The organism is Cyanobium gracile UHCC 0281 (assembly GCF_034931305.1).
Lineage (GTDB): Bacteria > Cyanobacteriota > Cyanobacteriia > PCC-6307 > Cyanobiaceae > Cyanobium > Cyanobium gracile_A.
In genome coordinates this window covers 1-16,880 of the sequence record NZ_JAYGHY010000060.1, presented here as the reverse complement: position 1 = coordinate 16,880, position 16,880 = coordinate 1, and the positions used below count along the sequence as shown (strand labels likewise).

Sequence of the window (16,880 nt, the reverse complement as noted above, 5' to 3'; positions counted from 1 at the left end):
GCCCAGCCGCGAGCGCCTGCGCCGCCCCAGGGCGCGCCAGGGCCTGGCGCTGCAGGGGGCTTCTGTCGGTGAATAGCCCGGCCTGGACCAGAACGACCAGGGCCAGCCAAGGACCGATCAGCAGGGCCCCCAGTCGGTGGGAGCTTCGGCGACACAAGGGCACCAGGGCCCAGGCCAGACCCAGGCCCAGCGCCGCCAGGGCGAACTGTCCCGGTGTCGGCGCGAGGCTGGCCACCGCATTGGCCACGAGTCGGCCCGCCGGCGCCCCTGGCCAGAGCACCACCGCCGCCACCAGCAGGAGAGCCAGTCCCAGGCCACCCGTGCCCAGGCGGACCCAGCGGGCGTCCCAGCCAGATCCGCTGCTCCAGGAACGCAGGCCAGCGGAGGCCGCCAGGGCGATGAAGGGGGTGAGCTGCAAGCCGTAGTAAGGGGTCTTGGTGCGGAAGGCGCTGAGCAGCAGCAGCATCAGCAACGGATAGAGGAGCAGCAGCAGGCGCTGGGTCCGCTCCAGCGGTGCGGCTAGCCAGCCGCGCCAGCCGGCCAGGGCGAACAGGCTCCAGGGGACGGTGTTGGCCGGCAGGTTCCACAGGTAATAGAGCGGACCGGCGCTGTAGACGTCGCTCTCCGAGAGGTAGAGCAGCTTCTGCCACAGGCCTGCCACCACCGGCAGGCCCAGCACCCGCAGGCTCAGGCCCAGCCACAGCGCCACCGGCAGCCAGCCGAGGGCGAAGCCGAGCCAGAAGGCGGACCGCCGCAGCACGGGACGGCGCTCCAGCAGGGCGAAGGGCAGCAGGGCCAGCACCGGCAGCGCCACCATGAAGCCCTTGATCAGGACGGCCGGGCCGATCCAGGCCCCGGCCAGCAGCGCCCAGTGCCGTTTGGGGGTGTCGCCGGCCCGCAGCAGGGCCAGGATTCCCAGCAGCTCCAGGGCCAGCAGCGGCATGTCCTGGCTGGCGAGGTGGGCGTAGTCGAGCCAGAGGGGGGTGAGCGCCAGCACCGCCGCGGCGAGCCAGCCGGCGCCTTCACCCCCCAGCAGCCTCCTGGCGAGGGCCGCGCTGAGAATCAGGGAGGCCACGGCGGCCACCAACGACGGCACATGGGCCACCCAGGGGGCCAGGCCCAGCAGTCGGTAGGCCGCGGCGATCAGCCAGGGCAGGCCGATGGTGCGATCGAAGATGACCTGGTCCCACCAGGGCGGAGCCAGCCACTGGCCGCTCTGGGCAATCCAGCGGGCCTGCAGGGCGTAGTAGCCCTCGTCGTGGGCCAGGAAGCTGCGCGGCGCTGCCGTGAGCAACAGGGGCAGGAAGGGCAGCGTTGCCCAAAGGGCCTTCATGGGCGGCACTCTGGCAGCACCCCCGGGTACCGGACGTTGTGTTTTCTGGCACATGGTCACTGGATGGGCAGGTCCCCCTGGGTGATTGTGCGTCTGGCGCATTGCGCCGCTTCCGTGTGAGGAACCCATGAAACTTTTCCAGCAACTGCTGGTTGCTCCCGCAGCTCTCGGCCTGCTCGCCCCCGTGGCGGTCCAGGCAGCTGAGCTCAACATCGACGGCGTCAACAAGTACGCCGCCGAAGAGCAAGTCACCAGCATCAACCAGTTTTCCGACGTCAAGCCCACGGACTGGGCCTTCCAGGCGCTCTCGAACCTGATCGAGCGCTACGGCTGCGTCGCCGGCTACCCGAACGGCACCTACAAAGGCGGCCAGGCCATGACCCGCTATGAAGCGGCGGCCCTGCTGAACGCCTGCCTCGACCGGATCACTGAAGTGACCGACGAGCTCAAGCGCCTGATGGCCGAGTTCGAAAAGGAACTCGCCGTGCTGCGCGGCCGTGTGGATGGCCTGGAGGCCAAGGTGGGTGAGCTGGAAGCCACCCAGTTCTCCACCACCACCAAGCTGACCGGTAAGGCCACCTTCATCATCGGCGCCAACAGCTATGGCGGTAACGCCCAGGTGAGCCCCCTCGCTTCGGCTGTCACCGGCGTCCCCGTCTTTGTCCCAGGGTCCCTCACCCCCTTCGGCCTGCTTGATGCCAACACCTGGGCGAACCAAGCCCGTCGGACCCAGGGCGCCACGGCGTTCAACTACGACATCCAGCTCAACTTCGACACCAGCTTCACCGGCAAGGACCTGCTGCGCACCCGCCTGCGGGCCGGTAACTTCGCCGACTCTCCCTTCGGTGGTCCCACCGTTGGCCTGAACGCCACCGAAGCCGGCTTCGAAGAATTCTGCGGCCTTGGCGTCGACTGCGGTGACGTGGTCGCCATCAACCGCCTCTTCTACCAGTTCCCCCTGGGTAGCAGCTTCACCGCCACCATCGGTGGTCGGGTCCGTCAGGACGACATGCTCGCCGTCTGGCCGTCCGCCTACCCGGCTGACACCGTCCTCGACATCTTCACCTACGCCGGTGCTCCCGGTACCTACAGCCTCAACCTGGGTGCTGGTGGTGGTCTGTGGTGGAAGAGCGGCGGCTTCAGCATCAGCGCCAACTACGTTTCCGCCAACGGTGACTCCGGCAATCCGATCGCTGGCACCGCCAACTGCGGTGGCATCGGCAACGCCTGCTCCGCCCAGACGGGTACGGCTCAGGTGGCTTACACCGGCTCCAACTGGGGCATCGCGGCGGCCTACACCTACTCCTCGGGTGGTGCCGGTACCTATGGCGGCAACGCCACGCCTCTGGCCAACGCGCTCTTCGTGAACTCGAATGCCACCAACTCGGTGGGCATCAGCGCCTACTGGCAGCCCAGCAACTCCGGCTGGATCCCCTCGATCAGCACCGGCTGGGGCATCAACCGCAACCAGTTCAACGGCACCAACTTCGTGGACGGGGGACTCGTCTCCACCACCGGCATCACCAACGCCACCAGCCAGTCCTGGTACGTGGGTCTGCAGTGGGATGACGTGTTCATCAAGGGCAACGCAGCCGGTATGGCCGTCGGCCAGCCCACCTTCCTGACAGCAGTCAGCGGTGGCAACACCGTCTTCGGGGGTCCCGCCGCCGCCACCGCCATCGTTGATGGCAACTACGCCTGGGAGTGGTGGTACAAGTTCCAGGTCACCGACAACATCAGCGTGACCCCGGCGCTCTACTACCTGAGCGCTCCGTTGGGTCAAGTCTCCAAGAACGTTGGCGCCATCGGAACCAATGGTACCGATTTCAACAACTTCGGCGGCTTCATCAAGACCACCTTCAAGTTCTGATCCTTCAGGATCAACTCCCCTCACAAACTGTCCTCTCATTGGCCCGGCTGCACTGCAGCCGGGCTTTTTTCTGTTTTCCAAGTCCAGGGCTCTGGCACAGGCCGATGTTCCTGTTGTTACCCCTGTCCTTGACCGATTTCATTTTCGCTCCGGCTGCCACCGATATTTTTTGGCCTCCCCTTGCGGGGATTCCTCTTTTTGGTGTGAGGACCAATGCAACCCTTTCCGAAACTTCTGCTGGCGCCGGTGGCCCTTGGCCTGCTGTCGCCTCTGGCGGCTTCCGCCGGCGAGATCTCCCCCTCCCAGGGGGCGGAGATCTCCACCTACATGGAGCAGCAGAGCATCGACAGCTTCAAGGCCTGGAAATCCCAGAACCAGGTCACCAGCATCAACCAGTTCTCCGACGTCAAGCCCACCGATTGGGCCTTCCAGGCCCTCTCGAACCTGATCGAGCGCTACGGCTGCGTTGCCGGCTACCCCAACGGCACCGTCAAAGGCGGCCAGGCCATGACCCGGTTCGAGGCGGCCGCCCTGCTGAACGCCTGCCTCGACCGGATCACCGAGGTGACCGACGAGCTGAAGCGCCTGATGGCCGAGTTCGAGAAGGAACTTGCCGTGCTGCGCGGCCGGGTGGACGGCCTGGAGTCCAAGGTGGGTGAGCTGGAGGCCACCCAGTTCTCCACCACCACCAAGTTGCAGGGCGAAGCCACCTTCGTGATCGGCGCCAACAGCTTTGGTGGCAACCAGAGCCTTCCGAATCCGGCCCTGGGCGTGCCCGCGGCGGCGGCCAACGCCTTCCCCGCCAACAACCGGCGCAACTGGGGCGCCACGGTCTTCAACTACGACGTGCGTCTCAACTTCCTCACCAGCTTCACCGGCAAGGACCTGCTCTACACCCGGCTGCGCAGCGGCAATGCCAACAACAGCCCCTTCAACGGCCAGCCTTACAACCTGATGGCGCTGGACAAGCTCACGGCGCCCACGGCCGGGGCCGACGTCGTCAACATCGACCGTCTCTACTACCGCTTCCCGATCGGCCGTGACTTCACCGCCATGATCGGCCCGAAGGCCCGGGCGACCGAGTTCCTGGCCATTTCCCCCTGGTTCTACAAGTCCGAGATCCTCGACGTCTTCACCCTGCACGGTGCCCCGGGGGCCTACAACAAGGCCACCGGTTCCACCTTCGGCCTGATGTGGAAGCAGAACGTTCCAAAGGGCAAGCCTTACTTCGCGGTCTCCACGGCCTACGTCGCCCCCGTCGCCGACAACGGCAACCCCAACCAGGGCGGTCTGTTGAACGAGCGCAGCCGCGGCACCTGGACCACCCAGGCCGGCGTGGCAGGCAAGAACTGGCGTTTCGCCGTCGCCTGGAGCTACGTCCAGTGCGGCCAGAACTTCCGGCGCGGCACCTCCTTCGCCCAGCCGGCCGTCGGCTGCACCAGCATCACCAACAACTTCCTGGGTTCGGAGAACTTCGGCACCAGCGCCTCGTACTCCAACAACTTCGCCACCACCTTCGCGTGGCAGCCCAAGAAGAGTGGCTGGATCCCCTCCATCAACCTGGGCTGGGGGTACAACGCCATGACCCAGCCCCAGCTGAATCCCGTCCTCGCCAGGGTCAACGGCATCAACGTGCCGGTGCGCGATACGGTGCCGACCTTCAACCAGTCGGCCAACCGGGGTGCCAGCCAGTCCTGGAGCGTGGGCCTGCAATGGTCCGATGTGTTCGCCAAGGGCAACGAGGCCGGCATGGCGGTGGGCCAGCCGGTGTTCACCACCTCGCTGCGCAACGGCGAGACCCCCCAGGACGGCAACGTCGTCTGGGAGTGGTGGTACAAGTTCCAGGTCACCGACAACATCAGCGTGACCCCGGCCCTGTTCTATCTGAGCCGACCCAACGGCCAGTTCACCACCGCCGGCCAGTCGAGCAGCGTGCTCGGCGGCCTGATTCAGACCCAGTTCAAGTTCTGATCTTTCGGGGTCCCCCATTGGGCCCCCCTTCGCGGGGGGCTTTCTCCGCTCCCAGGTGCTGGCAACGCCCGCCCCGTCTGTTCCTTGCCCTGTCCTTCTCTTTTCTCCGCCACCCATTTCCCCGACGGCAAGGATCATCTGGGCGTCCATGTCAGCTGCAATACCAGCCGGTGTGCTGCTGCCTTTGGGCTCCTGGCAGGGATTCCTATACCTTTGCGCCGTCCCCCTCGCGGGGATTCCTCTTTTTGGTGTGAGGACCAATGAAACCCTTCCAGCAACTTCTGCTGGCGCCGGTAGCCCTTGGGCTGCTTGCTCCGCTTGCGGCGTCCGCCGGTGAGATCTCCCCCTCCCAGAGGGCTGAGATCTCCACTTACATGGATCAGCAGAACATCGACAGCTTCAAGGCCTGGGAAGCCCAGAACCAGGTGACGAGCGTCAACCAGTTCTCCGACGTCAAGCCCACTGACTGGGCCTTCCAGGCCCTCTCGAACCTGATCGAGCGCTACGGCTGCGTTGCCGGTTACCCCAACGGCACCTTCAAAGGTGGCCAGGCCATGACCCGCTACGAAGCGGCGGCCCTGCTGAACGCCTGTCTCGACCGGATCACCGAAGTGACCGACGAGCTCAAGCGCCTGATGGACGAGTTCGAGAAGGAACTTGCCGTGCTGCGCGGCCGGGTGGATGGCCTGGAGGCCAAGGTGGGTGAGCTGGAAGCCACCCAGTTCTCCACCACCACCAAGCTGCAGGGTGATGCGGTCTTCGTGATCGGCTCCAACTCCTTCGGTGGCAACCAGGGCCTTCCGAATCCCGCCGTCGGCGTCCCCGCTGGCGCGGCCAACGCCTTCCCCGCCAACAACCGGCGCAACTGGGGCGCCACGGTCTTCAACTACGACCTGCGTCTCAACTTCCTCACCAGCTTCACTGGAAAGGATCTGCTCTACACCCGTCTGCGCAGCGGCAACTTCAACAACAGCCCCTTCGGCGGCCAGCCGTACAACCTGATGGCGCTGGATCGCGCCTTCTCGCCCGCCGGTGGTGCTGACGTCGTCAACATCGACCGTCTCTACTACCGCTTCCCCATCGGCCGCGACTTCACTGCCCTGATCGGCGCCCGGGCCCGGAACACCGAATTCCTCGCGATCACGCCCTGGTTCTACAAATCGGAGCTTCTCGACGTTTTCTCCCTCCACGGTGCACCCGGCACCTACAACAAAGCCACCGGAGCCACCTTCGGCCTGATGTGGAAGCAGAACGTGAAGAAGGGCAAGCCCTACTTTGCGATCTCCACGGCCTATGTCGCCCCCAGAGGCGACAACGGCAACCCCAACCAAGGCGGCCTGCTGGGTGAGCGCAGCCGCGGCACCTGGACCACCCAGGCCGGTGTGGCTGGCAAGCAGTGGCGCTTCGCCTTCGCCTGGAGCTACGTGCAGTGCGGCCAGAACTTCCGCCGCGGCACCTCCTTCGCCCAGCCGGCGGTCGACTGCCCGAACATCACCAACAACTTCCTGGGTTCGGAGAACTTCGGTACCAGCGCCTCCTACTCCAACAACTTCGCCACCACCTTCGCGTGGCAGCCCAAGAAGAGCGGTTGGATCCCCTCCATCAACCTGGGCTGGGGTTACAACGCCATGACCCAGCCTGAATTGAATCCCCAGACCGCAACCCTGCGTGTCGGAAGGTCGTCGGTGAGGGTGCCGACGTTTGCCACGGTCCCCACGTTCAACCAGTCGGCCAACCGCGGCGCCAGCCAGTCCTGGAGCGTGGGCCTGCAGTGGTCCGACGTGTTCATCAAGGGCAACCAGGCCGGTATGGCCGTGGGTCAGCCGGTGTTCGCCACCTCGCTGCGCAATGGCGAGACCCCCCAGGACGGCAACTTCGCCTGGGAGTGGTGGTATAAGTTCCAGGTCACCGACAACATCAGCGTGACCCCGGCCCTGTTCTATCTGAGCCGCCCCAACGGTCAGTTCACCACCGCTGGCCAGTCGAGCAGCGTGCTCGGCGGCCTGATTCAGACCCAGTTCAAGTTCTGATTCTTCCTTCACCTTCCTCACAACCCTCCTGCCCCCCTTTCGAGGGGGGCTTTTTTTGTGCGCCATCGGCCTGGCCCATCGGCGATGCTGGGTCCAGACGGCGCTTGCCGCGCATGGCCAGGACCCCAGCCGACCACTACGCCACCCTGGGGGTCCCGCCTGGGGCCACCACCGACGAGATCAAGGCCGCCTACCGCGCCCTCGTCAAACGGCATCACCCGGATGCCGGCGGTGATCAGCGCACGATCCTGGCCCTCAATGCCGCCTGGGAAGTGCTCCGGGACGGCGACCGTCGCCGCCATTACGACCACGGTGCCGGCCTTGGCTCTCCGGCGCGCACCGCGGCGGCAGGTTCAGGGACGACAGGCAAGGGGGCACCGGCGGGCCGCCACCGGGGTGCGGGGGCGGCCCGTGACGAGGAGCTGCTGGGCTGGCTCCAGCAGGTGTATGTGCCGATCGACCGGTTGATCGGCCAGGTGATCAACCCCTTTCCGGCCCAGTTGCGCTCCCTGGCGGCCGACCCCTACGACGACGACCTGATGGAGGCCTTCTGTGCCTTCCTCGAGCAGAGCCGCTTGCGGATGGAGAAAGTGGAGGCGCTGTATCGGTCCCGGGCCTGCCCGGCGGCGGCCAGGGGTTTCGGTCTCAGCCTGTACCACTGCCTCAGCCAGGTGCAGGATGCCCTGGTGGAGCTGGAGCGCTACACCATGGGTTACGTGGACAGCTACCTCCATGACGGCAAGGAGATGCTGCGTGAGGCCAGGCAGCGCCGCAGCCGGCTGAAGGAGGAACGGCGCCGGGTGGAGCTCTAGGCGCCGGGCATCGCCTCGAGCTGGTCGAGCCGCAGCCACACGTCGGGTACGGGCCGGCGCCAGCGCAGCTGGGCGTACCCCCCCTGGATGGCGAGGATCTCCCCGGGCCCCTCGAACAGGTAGCCAGGGGCCACCGGATCACTGGCGCCGGCCTCCAGGCTGCCGGTGTAGGCCGTTCTGTTCACCCTCACCAGGGCACCCTTCTTGAGGCTCGGTGCAGCGGCAGGCGCGGAGTCAACCATCGTGGAGAGGAATGGTCAGCCCAGGTTAGGGCCGCCGGAACCTAACCTCGGCACTGGACTCCGATGGACCCGTGGGCATGCGCTTGCTTCTGCTCGGATGCACGGGTTTCGTTGGCCGGGAGCTGGTTCCCTTCCTGCTCAACCTCGGCCACCAGCTCACCCTGGTGAGCCGCCGGCCCCGGCCTGACAGCGAAGCGGCTGATCCAAGAATCACCAACCTCTGCCTTGATCTGGCCGAACCGGCCAGCTGGAGCCAGCCCCCCTTGCTTGAGGCGCTGGCAGCGGCCGATGGGGTGGTCAACCTGGCCGGAGAGTCGATCGCCGACCAGCGCTGGACCCCCGCCTACCGCCAGCGCCTGCTGGACAGCCGCCTGGTCACCACGACGCAGCTGGTGCGGGCGATGGCGAACCTGGCCAAGCCTCCCTCGGTGCTGGTGAGCGGATCGGCCGTCGGTTACTACGGCACCAGCCTGGACGGGTGCTTCACGGAAGCCAGCCCGCCGGGCGATGATTTCCTCGGCCGTCTCTGCGCCCGCTGGGAAGCGGCCACCCAGGTCGCCCCCGAGGCCTGCCGCGTCGTGGTGCTGCGGATCGGCATCGTCCTCGGTCCCGACGGCGGCGCCCTCGGCAAGATGCTGCCCGTGTTCCGGGCCGGCTTCGGCGGGCCGGTGGGCAGCGGCCAGCAATGGATGAGCTGGATCCAGCGCCACGATCTCTGCCGGCTGATCGCCACCGCCCTGGAGGACGACGCCTACGCCGGCCCCTACAACGCCGTGGCCCCCGAGCCCACCCGGATGGCAATCTTCGCCTCCACCCTGGGCCGGGTCCTCGGCCGGCCCAGCCTGCTGCCCGTGCCGGGCCCCCTGCTGCAACTGCTGCTCGGGGATGGCGCCAAGGTGGTGCTGGAGGGGCAGCAGGTGAAGCCCGAGCGCTTGCTGGCCCAGGGCTTCCATTTCCAGTTCACCGACCTCAGCGCTGCCCTCGCCGCTGCCACCAGCCCAGGGCACCGCTGAGCAGCGCCGCCGCCATCAGCAGGCCGATGGCCGGGGTGAACAACGGTTGCCACAGCCGCTGGAAGAGTGCCAGGGGGGCGTCGAGCTGCCGGCCATGCAGCACCACCGCCACGGCGAAGAACAGGGCTCCAGCCAGCACGAGAAACACGTCGGCCACCAGAACGATGTCGATCACGCGGCGCAGCTGGGCGGCGGGGCCCGTGGCGGGGGTGCTCATGCCGTTGGGGTGAGCCCGGAGGGGGCGGGAATCCCGGGTGTGCCCAAACCTAAACTCGACCGGACTTGGTGTCCCGTGTGCCCCTTTCCCCTGCTCCCAGGATCCTGCTGATCAGCAACGGTCATGGGGAGGATCTCAATGGGGGGTTGATTGCGGACGGTCTGCGCCAGTGTTCTCCTGGGCTGGAACTGGCCGCCCTGCCGATCGTCGGCGCCGGCTCGGCCTACGGACGCCGGGGCCTGCCGCTCCTGTACCAGGGCCGAACCCTGCCGTCCGGAGGCATGGTGTACCAGGGCCTCAACATCTGGAAGGATCTGGCGGCCGGCTGGCTGCAGCAGAGCGCGGCCCAGCTCTGGACGGCCTGGCGCCAGGGACGCCACTACGACCTGGTGGTGAGCATCGGCGACCACGTCCCCCTGGTCTTCGCCCTGCTCACCGGGCGCCCGACGGTGGTGTTCCTGGTTTCCACTTCGAGCTTTTACGAGGGCCGGCTGCGTCTCTCGGCCCTCACCCGCTGGTGCTGCCGCCGCCGGCGGGTGCGGGTGGTGCTGACCCGCGATGCCTTCAGCGCCCGCGACCTCCAGGCCCAGGGCCTGGCCAAGGCCCTGTTCCGTGGGTATCCGATCATGGACATGCCTCCCCCTGACCCGGGCCAGGTGGCCCGCCAGGAGGGCACCCGAACCCTGGCGCTGGTGCCCGGCAGCCGCTTCCCGGAGGCGCTGCACAACCTGGTGCTGATGCTGCGGCTCTGCGGCCAGCTGGGGGGCCTGGCCGGGGATGGGCGCTGGCGCTTCCTCGTTGCCGTGGTGGAGAGCCCCCACTGGAAGGAACTGGAACCCCTGGCCGCGTCCGTCGGCTGGCACCTGGCCGATGGTGTGCTCCGCTCCGCCTCCGGCCATCTGGAGGTGCGGCTGCTGCCGGGTGCCCTGGCGTCGATTCTGGCCGCCAGTGATCTGGTGGTGGGCATGGCCGGCACCGCTGTGGAGCAGGCGGTGGGGTTCGGACTGCCGGTGGTGCAGTTGGTGGGACGCGGTCCCCAGTTCAGCTACGCCTTCGCCGAATCGCAGATGCGGCTGCTGGGACCCACGGTCCACACCGTGGGGCGGCGTCCGGCCGACAGCGTCGCGCTTCAGGAGGCCGCGGGGCTGATCCTGCGCCTGCTGGCCGATGCCGGCCTGCCGGATCGCTGCGCGCAGGCGGCCCTGGAGCGGGTCGGACCGCCGGGGGGCTCGCGGCGCATCGCTGAAACCGTGCTGGAGACCCTCGCCGAGGGCCTGGCGCTCAGCTGAGCCAGGCCTTCACCTTCTCCAGGGCCTGCCAGCCCGGCCGCCGCTGCAGGCCATCGGCAATCGAGCCCTGCAGTTCGCCCGCCAGCTCTGGGGCCATCAGCATCACGCGCTTGACCACGTCGATGTGCTCCCGCACCCCCTTGGCGCCGGTCTCCAGCATCGCCACGCTCAGGTTGATGCGGGCCTGGGGGTCCTGCGGATTGAGTTTTACCGCGTTGCGAGCCGAGGGCAGCGCCGCCTGGGGTTGGTCGAGCAGCAATTGCAACCAGGCCAGACAGGTCCAGCCCGCCGACTGGCGCGGTTCCTGGGCCGTGATCTGCAGGAACTCATCGATCAGATCCTCCGGCGCCGCCCCCTGCTGGTAGCGGGCGATGGCCTGGTCGAAGCGAGAGTCCTGCTGGGCCGTCATGGCGGCGGGGGGGGGCTGGGTGGGGATCGTCAGACTCCCACGCCACGGGGCCGTGGCGCCACCGCCGGGCCAGGCCTCAGACGGCGAAGGAGCTGCCGCAGCCGCAGGTCTGGGAGGCGTTGGGATTGGTGAAGTTGAAGCCGCCGCCGATCAGGGCCGAGGAGAAATCCAGCTGCATGCCGTAGATGTACAGCAGGCTCTTGGGATCGCAGACCACCCGGAAGCTCGGAGCTCCGGCCGGTTCATAGGTGTAGGTCTCGTCGTCGGCCAGGATCCCGCCGCCGTCGATGAAGTCCATGGTGTAGCTCATGCCGCTGCAGCCACCGGAGCGCACGCCCACCCGCAGCACCTTGTCGCCCCCCTGGGAGGCCATCAGGGTGCCGAGCTGGCGCATGGCAGGTTCGGTGATCAGGATGCCTTTGCCATCCACACCGGCCGTGGCGGAGACAGTGGCTGCGGCATCGGCCGCAGGAGCGGCGCTGGGGGTCTGGACGGGGCTGCTCATCGGGCGCAAGGGGGTCGGATGGGAAGGACGGGCCGCCGGACGACGCGGTGAGAGACCACTCTATGGAGATCCTTCCGCCGTGGGTAGGCTCCGGTCCATAGAGTCGGGACCTTCACGGGAATCCAAGGGTGCGGGTCGCCATCGTGGGTGCGGGTCTGGCCGGTCTGAGTGCGGCCGTCGATCTGGTCGATGCCGGTCATGCGGTGGACCTGTACGAATCCCGTCCTTTCATGGGCGGCAAGGTCGGCAGCTGGGTGGACCCCGACGGGAACCACATCGAGATGGGCCTGCACGTCTTCTTTTTCAACTACGCCAACCTTTTCGCCCTGATGCGCAAGGTGGGTGCCTTCGACAACCTCCTGGCCAAGGAGCACTGGCACCTGTTCGTCAACCGTGGCGGCGATCTGCGGTCCCTGGATTTCCGCTTTCCCGTGGGGGCTCCGTTCAACGGCCTCAAGGCCTTCTTCACCACGTCCCAGCTCGACTGGATCGACAAACTGCGCAATGCCCTGGCGCTCGGCACCAGCCCGATCGTCCGGGGCCTGATCGATTACGACGGGGCCATGACGGTGATCCGCTCGCTGGATGCGATCAGCTTCCAGCAGTGGTTCCTGAGCCATGGCGGTAGCCCCAGGAGCCTCAAGAGGCTGTGGAACCCGATCGCCTATGCCCTGGGATTCATCGACTGCGAGGCCATCTCGGCCCGCTGCATGCTCACCATCTTCATGATGTTCGCCTCCAGAACGGAGGCCTCCAAGCTCAACCTTCTCAAGGGCTCGCCCCACCGCTGGCTGACCGGTCCGATCCTGGACTACATCCAGGCGAGGGGGGGCCGCCTGCACCTGCGCCACCGGGTCAGCGAGATCCGCCACGAGGAGCGCAACGGCCAGACCGTCGTCACCTCCCTGGTGCTGGGCACCCCGGAAGGAGAGAAGCGGGTGGAGGCCGACGCCTACCTGGCCGCCTGTGATGTGCCCGGAGCCCAGCGGCTGCTGCCCCAGGCCTGGCGCCGTTTCCCCGAGTTCGCCGCCATCGACCGGCTGGAAACCGTGCCGGTGGCCACCGTGCAGCTGCGTTACGACGGCTGGGTGACCGAATTGGGCGATGGGGCCGGAGCCCAGGCCCGCCGCGCCGATCTGAGCCGCCCGGCCGGTCTCGACAACCTGCTGTACACGGCTGATGCCGACTTCAGCTGTTTCGCCGATCTGGCCCTGGCCAGCCCGGTCGATTACCGACGCGAGGGGTTGGGCTCCCTGCTCCAATGCGTGCTCACCCCGGGTGATCCATGGATCCCGTTGAAAACCGAGGAGATCGTCGCCCACACCGATCGCCAGGTGCGTGAATTGTTTCCCTCCGCCGCGGGGTTGCAGCTCGTCTGGAGCAACGTGGTGAAACTGGCCCAATCGCTCTACCGGGAAGCCCCCGGCATGGAGCCGTTCCGCCCCGACCAGCGCACCCCCGTGGCCAATTTCTTTCTCGCCGGGAGTTACACCCGCCAGGACTACATCGACTCGATGGAGGGAGCCACGATGAGCGGCAGGCTCGCGGCCGCAGCGATCCTGAACCAACCCGTGGCGCTGGCCACCTGCGCGGCGGTGGCCTAGGAGCACAACCATGGGCAAATGGCTTGAGCACAGTGTCACCACCGAGATCCAGGCCCCCGTGGCCCGGGTCTGGGAGGTGTGGAGCGATCTGGAGGCCATGCCCCGCTGGATGCGCTGGATCGAATCGGTCGTCTCCCTCGACGACCCTGACCTCACGGACTGGACGCTGGCGGCCCAGGGCTTCCGTTTCCACTGGAAAGCCCGGATCACCGAGCGGGTCGATTCCCAGAGGCTGCATTGGGAATCGGTGGGTGGCCTGCCGACAAAAGGGGCCGTCCGCTTTTACCCCCTCGGGCCCGACCTCACCGCCGTCAAGCTCACGGTGAGCTATGAACTCCCTGGTGTGCTTGCGCCCCTGATGGAACCCACCATCATGGGTGGCATCGTCACCAGAGAATTGCAGGCCAACCTTGACCGATTCCGCGACCTGGTCGAAAAGGGATAACGGCCGTTTCGGCCTCGCCGCCCTGGTGCCCTTACTGCTTGCCGGATGCGCTGCTGCCCCCACGGTGCAAGCGCCACCACCACCGGCGCCCCCCAGGCCGGCCCCTCCTGCAACGGTGCCTGGGGCGGTCCCGGCGGGGTTGACCCCACTGCCCACCTCCCAGCAGGTGGTGGCGGCCTTCCCCATCGGTCGCAAGGATCCCTTCGGATCCCTGGTGCCGGAGATGGTCCCTGGTTCTGCCGCGGCGACCGGCGGAGGGACGGCAGCGGCGCTCCCCCCCCCGGCCTTTCTGCAGGACTTCCGCGTCACCGGCGTGATCGACAGTGGTGGCCAGCGCGAAGCGGTGGTGACCTACAAGCAACTCAGCGGCAGCCTGCGCCGGGGCGACCGGGGTGGCCGCAACACCGATCTGCTGCCCTCCGGCTGGAGCGTGGCTGCGGTGGATGTGGCCAACGGTCAGCTGATCCTGCAAAGCGGCAGTCGCAAGGTCAAGGTCGACCTCTGAGGGCCAGGCTGCAGGCCGCCACCAGGCCCTCCAGGTCGTGGGGATCCGCTTCCCCATCCACCCGTCCGAGCCGCTCCATGCAGCGCTGACTTGTCTGGGGGCCGATCGAGATCACCTGCACCCCCTCCAGCTGCTGGATCCAGGCGTCGCCGAAGCTGCCGGCCAGCAGCTGGACCGTGTGCTCCACCGTCTTGCCGCTGCTGAACGTGATCGCATCCAGCCCGCGCCGCTCGAGGGCCTGCAGGGCCCCGGTGGGCAGCCCCGCCGGACAGCGCGTCTCGTAGGCGGCCACTTCCACCACCCGGGCGCCGGCGGCGGCAAAGGCTTCGGCCAGCAGTGTGCGACCGCCGCTCTGCACCCGCGGCAGCAGCAGCCGTTGCCCCCAGCCCGACACGGGGAAGTGCTCGATCAGGCTGTCGGCCACGAAGGCCGGGGGCACGAAATCGGCGGGGGCTCCCAGGCCCTCCAGCGTCTGGGCGGTCTTGCGCCCCACCGCCGCCAGCCGGACACCCCTGGGCCTGCGGGCCAGGCAGGTTCCCTGCCGCAGCAGCCGCTGCTCCACGGCGTCCACTCCGTTGGCGCTGGAGAAGACGATCCAGTGGAATTGATCCAGTTCCGCCAGGGCATCGTCGAGGGGGCCCCAGAGATCGGGTGGACCGATCACCAGGGCTGGCAAGTCAATGACGCTGGCGCCGGCCTGCTCAAACAGCTGGCGGGCAGCTCCCAGCTGGGTTTCGGCCCGGGTCACGGCGACGGTGCGGCCCGCCAGTGGCAGCGGCATGTCCATCAGGCGTCCAGCCGGACGAGCGCCCCGGCCTGTTGGGCCAAGGCGAGGGCCTGCTGCGGTTGGCCCTGGCGTTCCAGCAGGGCGATCGCCCGGCGGAACCCATCCCGGGCCCCGGGGATGTCGCCGGCCAGCAGCAGGGCGGCCGCCAGGTTGCGCTGGGCGTCGGCCTGCTGCGGTGCCAGGGCCAGGGCCTGCCGGTAGGCGGCGATCGCCTCCGGCAGGCGGCCCCGCTGGCGTTCGATCAGGCCCAGATTGAACCAGGCCAGGGGAAGCTCCGGGCAGAGCCGGGTCACGTCCGCCGTCAGGGCCGCCGCTTCCTCCAGGGCCCCCTGGCGCAACAACAGGGCCCCGAGGTTGAGCCGGGCCCCCAGGGTCAGTCGCTCCTCCACGGGCACCTCCAGGGCCTGGCGGTAGAGCGCGGCGGCGGCGGCGGGCTCCCCAGGGCTGCGGGCGATGGCGAGATGGAGCAACAGCTCGTAGCGCTCGGCAGGCGATCCGGCCCCGACCCGGGCCAAACCCTCCTCCAGCAGGGCGATGCCCCTGGCGTGATCGCCCTGGCTCACCTCGAGGGCGCCGAGCTTGGCGCAGCTGTAGGGGTCGCCGGGCCGGGCAGCCAGCTCCGCCTCCATGGCCTGGCGCAGGCGTGCGGCCTTGCCGGAGGCCGCCAGCAGGTCCGGGCGGTAGCCCTCGTGCACCAGGGCCGGTTCCGCGCAGGCCAGCACCTGCCAGTGGGGCTCCCGTTCCAGCAGCGCGGCCACGCTGTCGTCGACCATGGCGTGGTACCGGCGGCTCCAGCGGATCGCGGCATGGCGGCGGAACAGGCGGCTGACGCTGGAGAAAGGGGACTGGGCGGCCCCCACTTCCTGGCGCAGCAGGTTGATCAGCAGCGCCTGCGGCGGCTCCATCAGGGCGCGCAGCGGCGCGCGTGCTTCGGGCCGCAGCCACTCGTCGGCATCCAGCACCAGCACCCAGTCGCCCCGCACCAGATCCAGGGCGTGGTTGCGGGCAGGGGCGAAGTCCCCTGGCCATTCCAGATGGTGCACGCTGGCGCCGCAGCTGGCGGCGATGGCTGCGGTGCCGTCGTCGGATCCGGTGTCCACCACCACCATCTCGTCGACGAAGCCGGCCACCGAATGCAGGCAGCGCTCCAGCCGCTCCGCTTCGTTGCGCACGATCATCGACAGGCTCAGCATCGGACGCTGCGGGGCAGGACGGTCGTGCCAGGAGGCTAAGTGCCGGTGAGGGGTCAGTCGGTGAAGTCCACCGCCGTCGCCGGCTTCGGACCGAAGCCGAGGCGCCCCAGCAGTTCGCCCTGGGCCAGGGCCATCTGGCCCGGGGACCAGGCGGCCGGCACGCCGGGCTTCAGCAGCGGCTGCAGGGCCTGCCAGGCATAGGGGCTGCCGTACACGGCCAGGCCCGCCAGTCGGCCGGCGGCCTGCAGTTGGTGGATCACCGCCGGCCAGGGATCCGGGCCGTCGGCCCGACCGCGGAACGGGTTGCCGCGCACGAACAGCTGCAGCAGCACCGGACCCTCGCCCAGCCGCTCCAGAGCCAGGGGGGCCTCCCCATCGCCGCTCCAGGGGGAGGGCCCCTGGCCGTCGATCAGGCAGGGCCGCCATCCTGCGGCCGCCGGCAGGGCCAGGGCCGGAGCGCCCGCCGTCAGGAAGGGGCAGCCCAGGCTGTTGTCGAGCCGGATCAGGTTCACCCCGGGGCCGCCGCGCACCGGGCCCTGTCCCTGCAGCTCCAGGCTGCGTTGCACCAGCTCCAGCGCCAGGGCCTGGTCGGCGGCGGAGGGACCATTGCTGAGCTGGCCCAGGGGGGCAGCGGCGCTGGGGTCATCGCTGGCGG

General features: G+C 68.3%; 16 protein-coding genes and 1 pseudogene. 9 read left to right on the top strand and 8 right to left on the bottom strand.

Annotation, left to right across the window (positions count from 1 at the left end):
- On the bottom strand, window positions 1-1,333 hold a 1,333-nt coding region (locus VB739_RS13945; RefSeq protein ID WP_323357647.1), incomplete at its 3' end, for an ArnT family glycosyltransferase.
- A gap of 127 nt (window positions 1,334-1,460) precedes the next feature.
- Between VB739_RS13945 and VB739_RS13940 the strand changes: the two genes are divergently transcribed.
- The 4 genes from VB739_RS13940 to VB739_RS13925 all read left to right on the top strand — a co-directional run bounded on the left by VB739_RS13940 (window position 1,461) and on the right by VB739_RS13925 (window position 8,016).
- Complete coding sequence (locus tag VB739_RS13940) at window positions 1,461-3,203, top strand: iron uptake porin (RefSeq protein WP_323357646.1); 1,743 nt, start codon at window positions 1,461-1,463, stop codon at window positions 3,201-3,203.
- A 213-nt stretch (window positions 3,204-3,416) separates the two neighbouring features.
- Entirely contained in the window at window positions 3,417-5,174 is a 1,758-nt protein-coding gene (locus tag VB739_RS13935; protein ID WP_323357645.1) for an iron uptake porin, read from the top strand.
- 260 nt (window positions 5,175-5,434) lie between these two features.
- A complete protein-coding gene (locus VB739_RS13930) occupies window positions 5,435-7,204 on the top strand; it encodes an iron uptake porin (RefSeq protein WP_323357644.1) in 1,770 nt (589 codons plus the stop codon).
- A 113-nt stretch (window positions 7,205-7,317) separates the two neighbouring features.
- Window positions 7,318-8,016 (top strand): J domain-containing protein, encoded by a 699-nt coding sequence (locus tag VB739_RS13925; RefSeq protein WP_323357643.1) that lies wholly within the window; start codon window positions 7,318-7,320, stop codon window positions 8,014-8,016.
- On the opposite strand, the gene ndhO is transcribed toward VB739_RS13925, so the two are convergent.
- The gene (gene ndhO / locus VB739_RS13920; RefSeq protein ID WP_323357642.1) at window positions 8,013-8,258 is read right to left on the bottom strand and encodes an NAD(P)H-quinone oxidoreductase subunit O; all 246 of its coding nucleotides are present in this window, start codon (window positions 8,256-8,258) and stop codon (window positions 8,013-8,015) included. The two genes, VB739_RS13925 and ndhO, sit on opposite strands and share 4 nt — an antisense overlap.
- Window positions 8,259-8,335: 77 nt before the next feature.
- On the opposite strand from ndhO, the gene VB739_RS13915 reads away from it, so the two are divergent.
- On the top strand, window positions 8,336-9,271 hold the full coding sequence (locus VB739_RS13915) for a TIGR01777 family oxidoreductase (protein WP_323357641.1): 936 nt from the start codon (window positions 8,336-8,338) through the stop codon (window positions 9,269-9,271).
- On the opposite strand, the gene VB739_RS13910 is transcribed toward VB739_RS13915, so the two are convergent.
- Window positions 9,228-9,488, bottom strand: a complete 261-nt coding sequence (locus VB739_RS13910; RefSeq protein WP_323357640.1) for a hypothetical protein — start codon at window positions 9,486-9,488, stop codon at window positions 9,228-9,230. The genes VB739_RS13915 and VB739_RS13910 overlap by 44 nt on opposite strands.
- Before the next feature lie 68 nt (window positions 9,489-9,556).
- On the opposite strand from VB739_RS13910, the gene VB739_RS13905 reads away from it, so the two are divergent.
- On the top strand, window positions 9,557-10,777 hold the full coding sequence (locus tag VB739_RS13905; RefSeq protein WP_323357639.1) for a lipid-A-disaccharide synthase-related protein: 1,221 nt from the start codon (window positions 9,557-9,559) through the stop codon (window positions 10,775-10,777).
- Here VB739_RS13905 and VB739_RS13900 read toward each other — a convergent pair.
- Together VB739_RS13900 and VB739_RS13895 are read right to left on the bottom strand one after the other, a co-directional pair.
- A complete protein-coding gene (locus VB739_RS13900; protein WP_259726055.1) occupies window positions 10,770-11,186 on the bottom strand; it encodes a tetratricopeptide repeat protein in 417 nt (138 codons plus the stop codon). The two genes, VB739_RS13905 and VB739_RS13900, sit on opposite strands and share 8 nt — an antisense overlap.
- Before the next feature lie 76 nt (window positions 11,187-11,262).
- The gene (locus tag VB739_RS13895; RefSeq protein ID WP_323357638.1) at window positions 11,263-11,691 is read right to left on the bottom strand and encodes an iron-sulfur cluster assembly accessory protein; all 429 of its coding nucleotides are present in this window, start codon (window positions 11,689-11,691) and stop codon (window positions 11,263-11,265) included.
- 128 nt (window positions 11,692-11,819) lie between these two features.
- On the opposite strand from VB739_RS13895, the gene zds reads away from it, so the two are divergent.
- The 3 genes from zds to VB739_RS13880 all read left to right on the top strand — a co-directional run bounded on the left by zds (window position 11,820) and on the right by VB739_RS13880 (window position 14,245).
- Complete coding sequence (zds, locus tag VB739_RS13890; RefSeq protein ID WP_323357637.1) at window positions 11,820-13,295, top strand: 9,9'-di-cis-zeta-carotene desaturase; 1,476 nt, start codon at window positions 11,820-11,822, stop codon at window positions 13,293-13,295.
- A 10-nt stretch (window positions 13,296-13,305) separates the two neighbouring features.
- Window positions 13,306-13,740: an SRPBCC family protein gene (locus tag VB739_RS13885; protein WP_323357636.1), complete on the top strand. Its 435-nt coding sequence runs from the start codon at window positions 13,306-13,308 to the stop codon at window positions 13,738-13,740.
- 139 nt (window positions 13,741-13,879) lie between these two features.
- Window positions 13,880-14,245: a hypothetical protein gene (locus VB739_RS13880; RefSeq protein ID WP_323357635.1), complete on the top strand. Its 366-nt coding sequence runs from the start codon at window positions 13,880-13,882 to the stop codon at window positions 14,243-14,245.
- Here the strand turns inward: VB739_RS13880 and VB739_RS13875 are convergent.
- The 3 genes and pseudogenes from VB739_RS13875 to VB739_RS13865 form a co-directional block, all read right to left on the bottom strand.
- Window positions 14,229-15,026, bottom strand: a complete 798-nt coding sequence (locus VB739_RS13875) for a uroporphyrinogen-III synthase (protein ID WP_416233340.1) — start codon at window positions 15,024-15,026, stop codon at window positions 14,229-14,231. The two genes, VB739_RS13880 and VB739_RS13875, sit on opposite strands and share 17 nt — an antisense overlap.
- 5 nt (window positions 15,027-15,031) lie before the next feature.
- The gene (locus tag VB739_RS13870; RefSeq protein WP_323357633.1) at window positions 15,032-16,225 is read right to left on the bottom strand and encodes a glycosyltransferase; all 1,194 of its coding nucleotides are present in this window, start codon (window positions 16,223-16,225) and stop codon (window positions 15,032-15,034) included.
- Between the two features lie 53 nt (window positions 16,226-16,278).
- Window positions 16,279-16,880: pseudogene (locus VB739_RS13865) on the bottom strand (glycosyl hydrolase family 3); the annotation flags it as partial.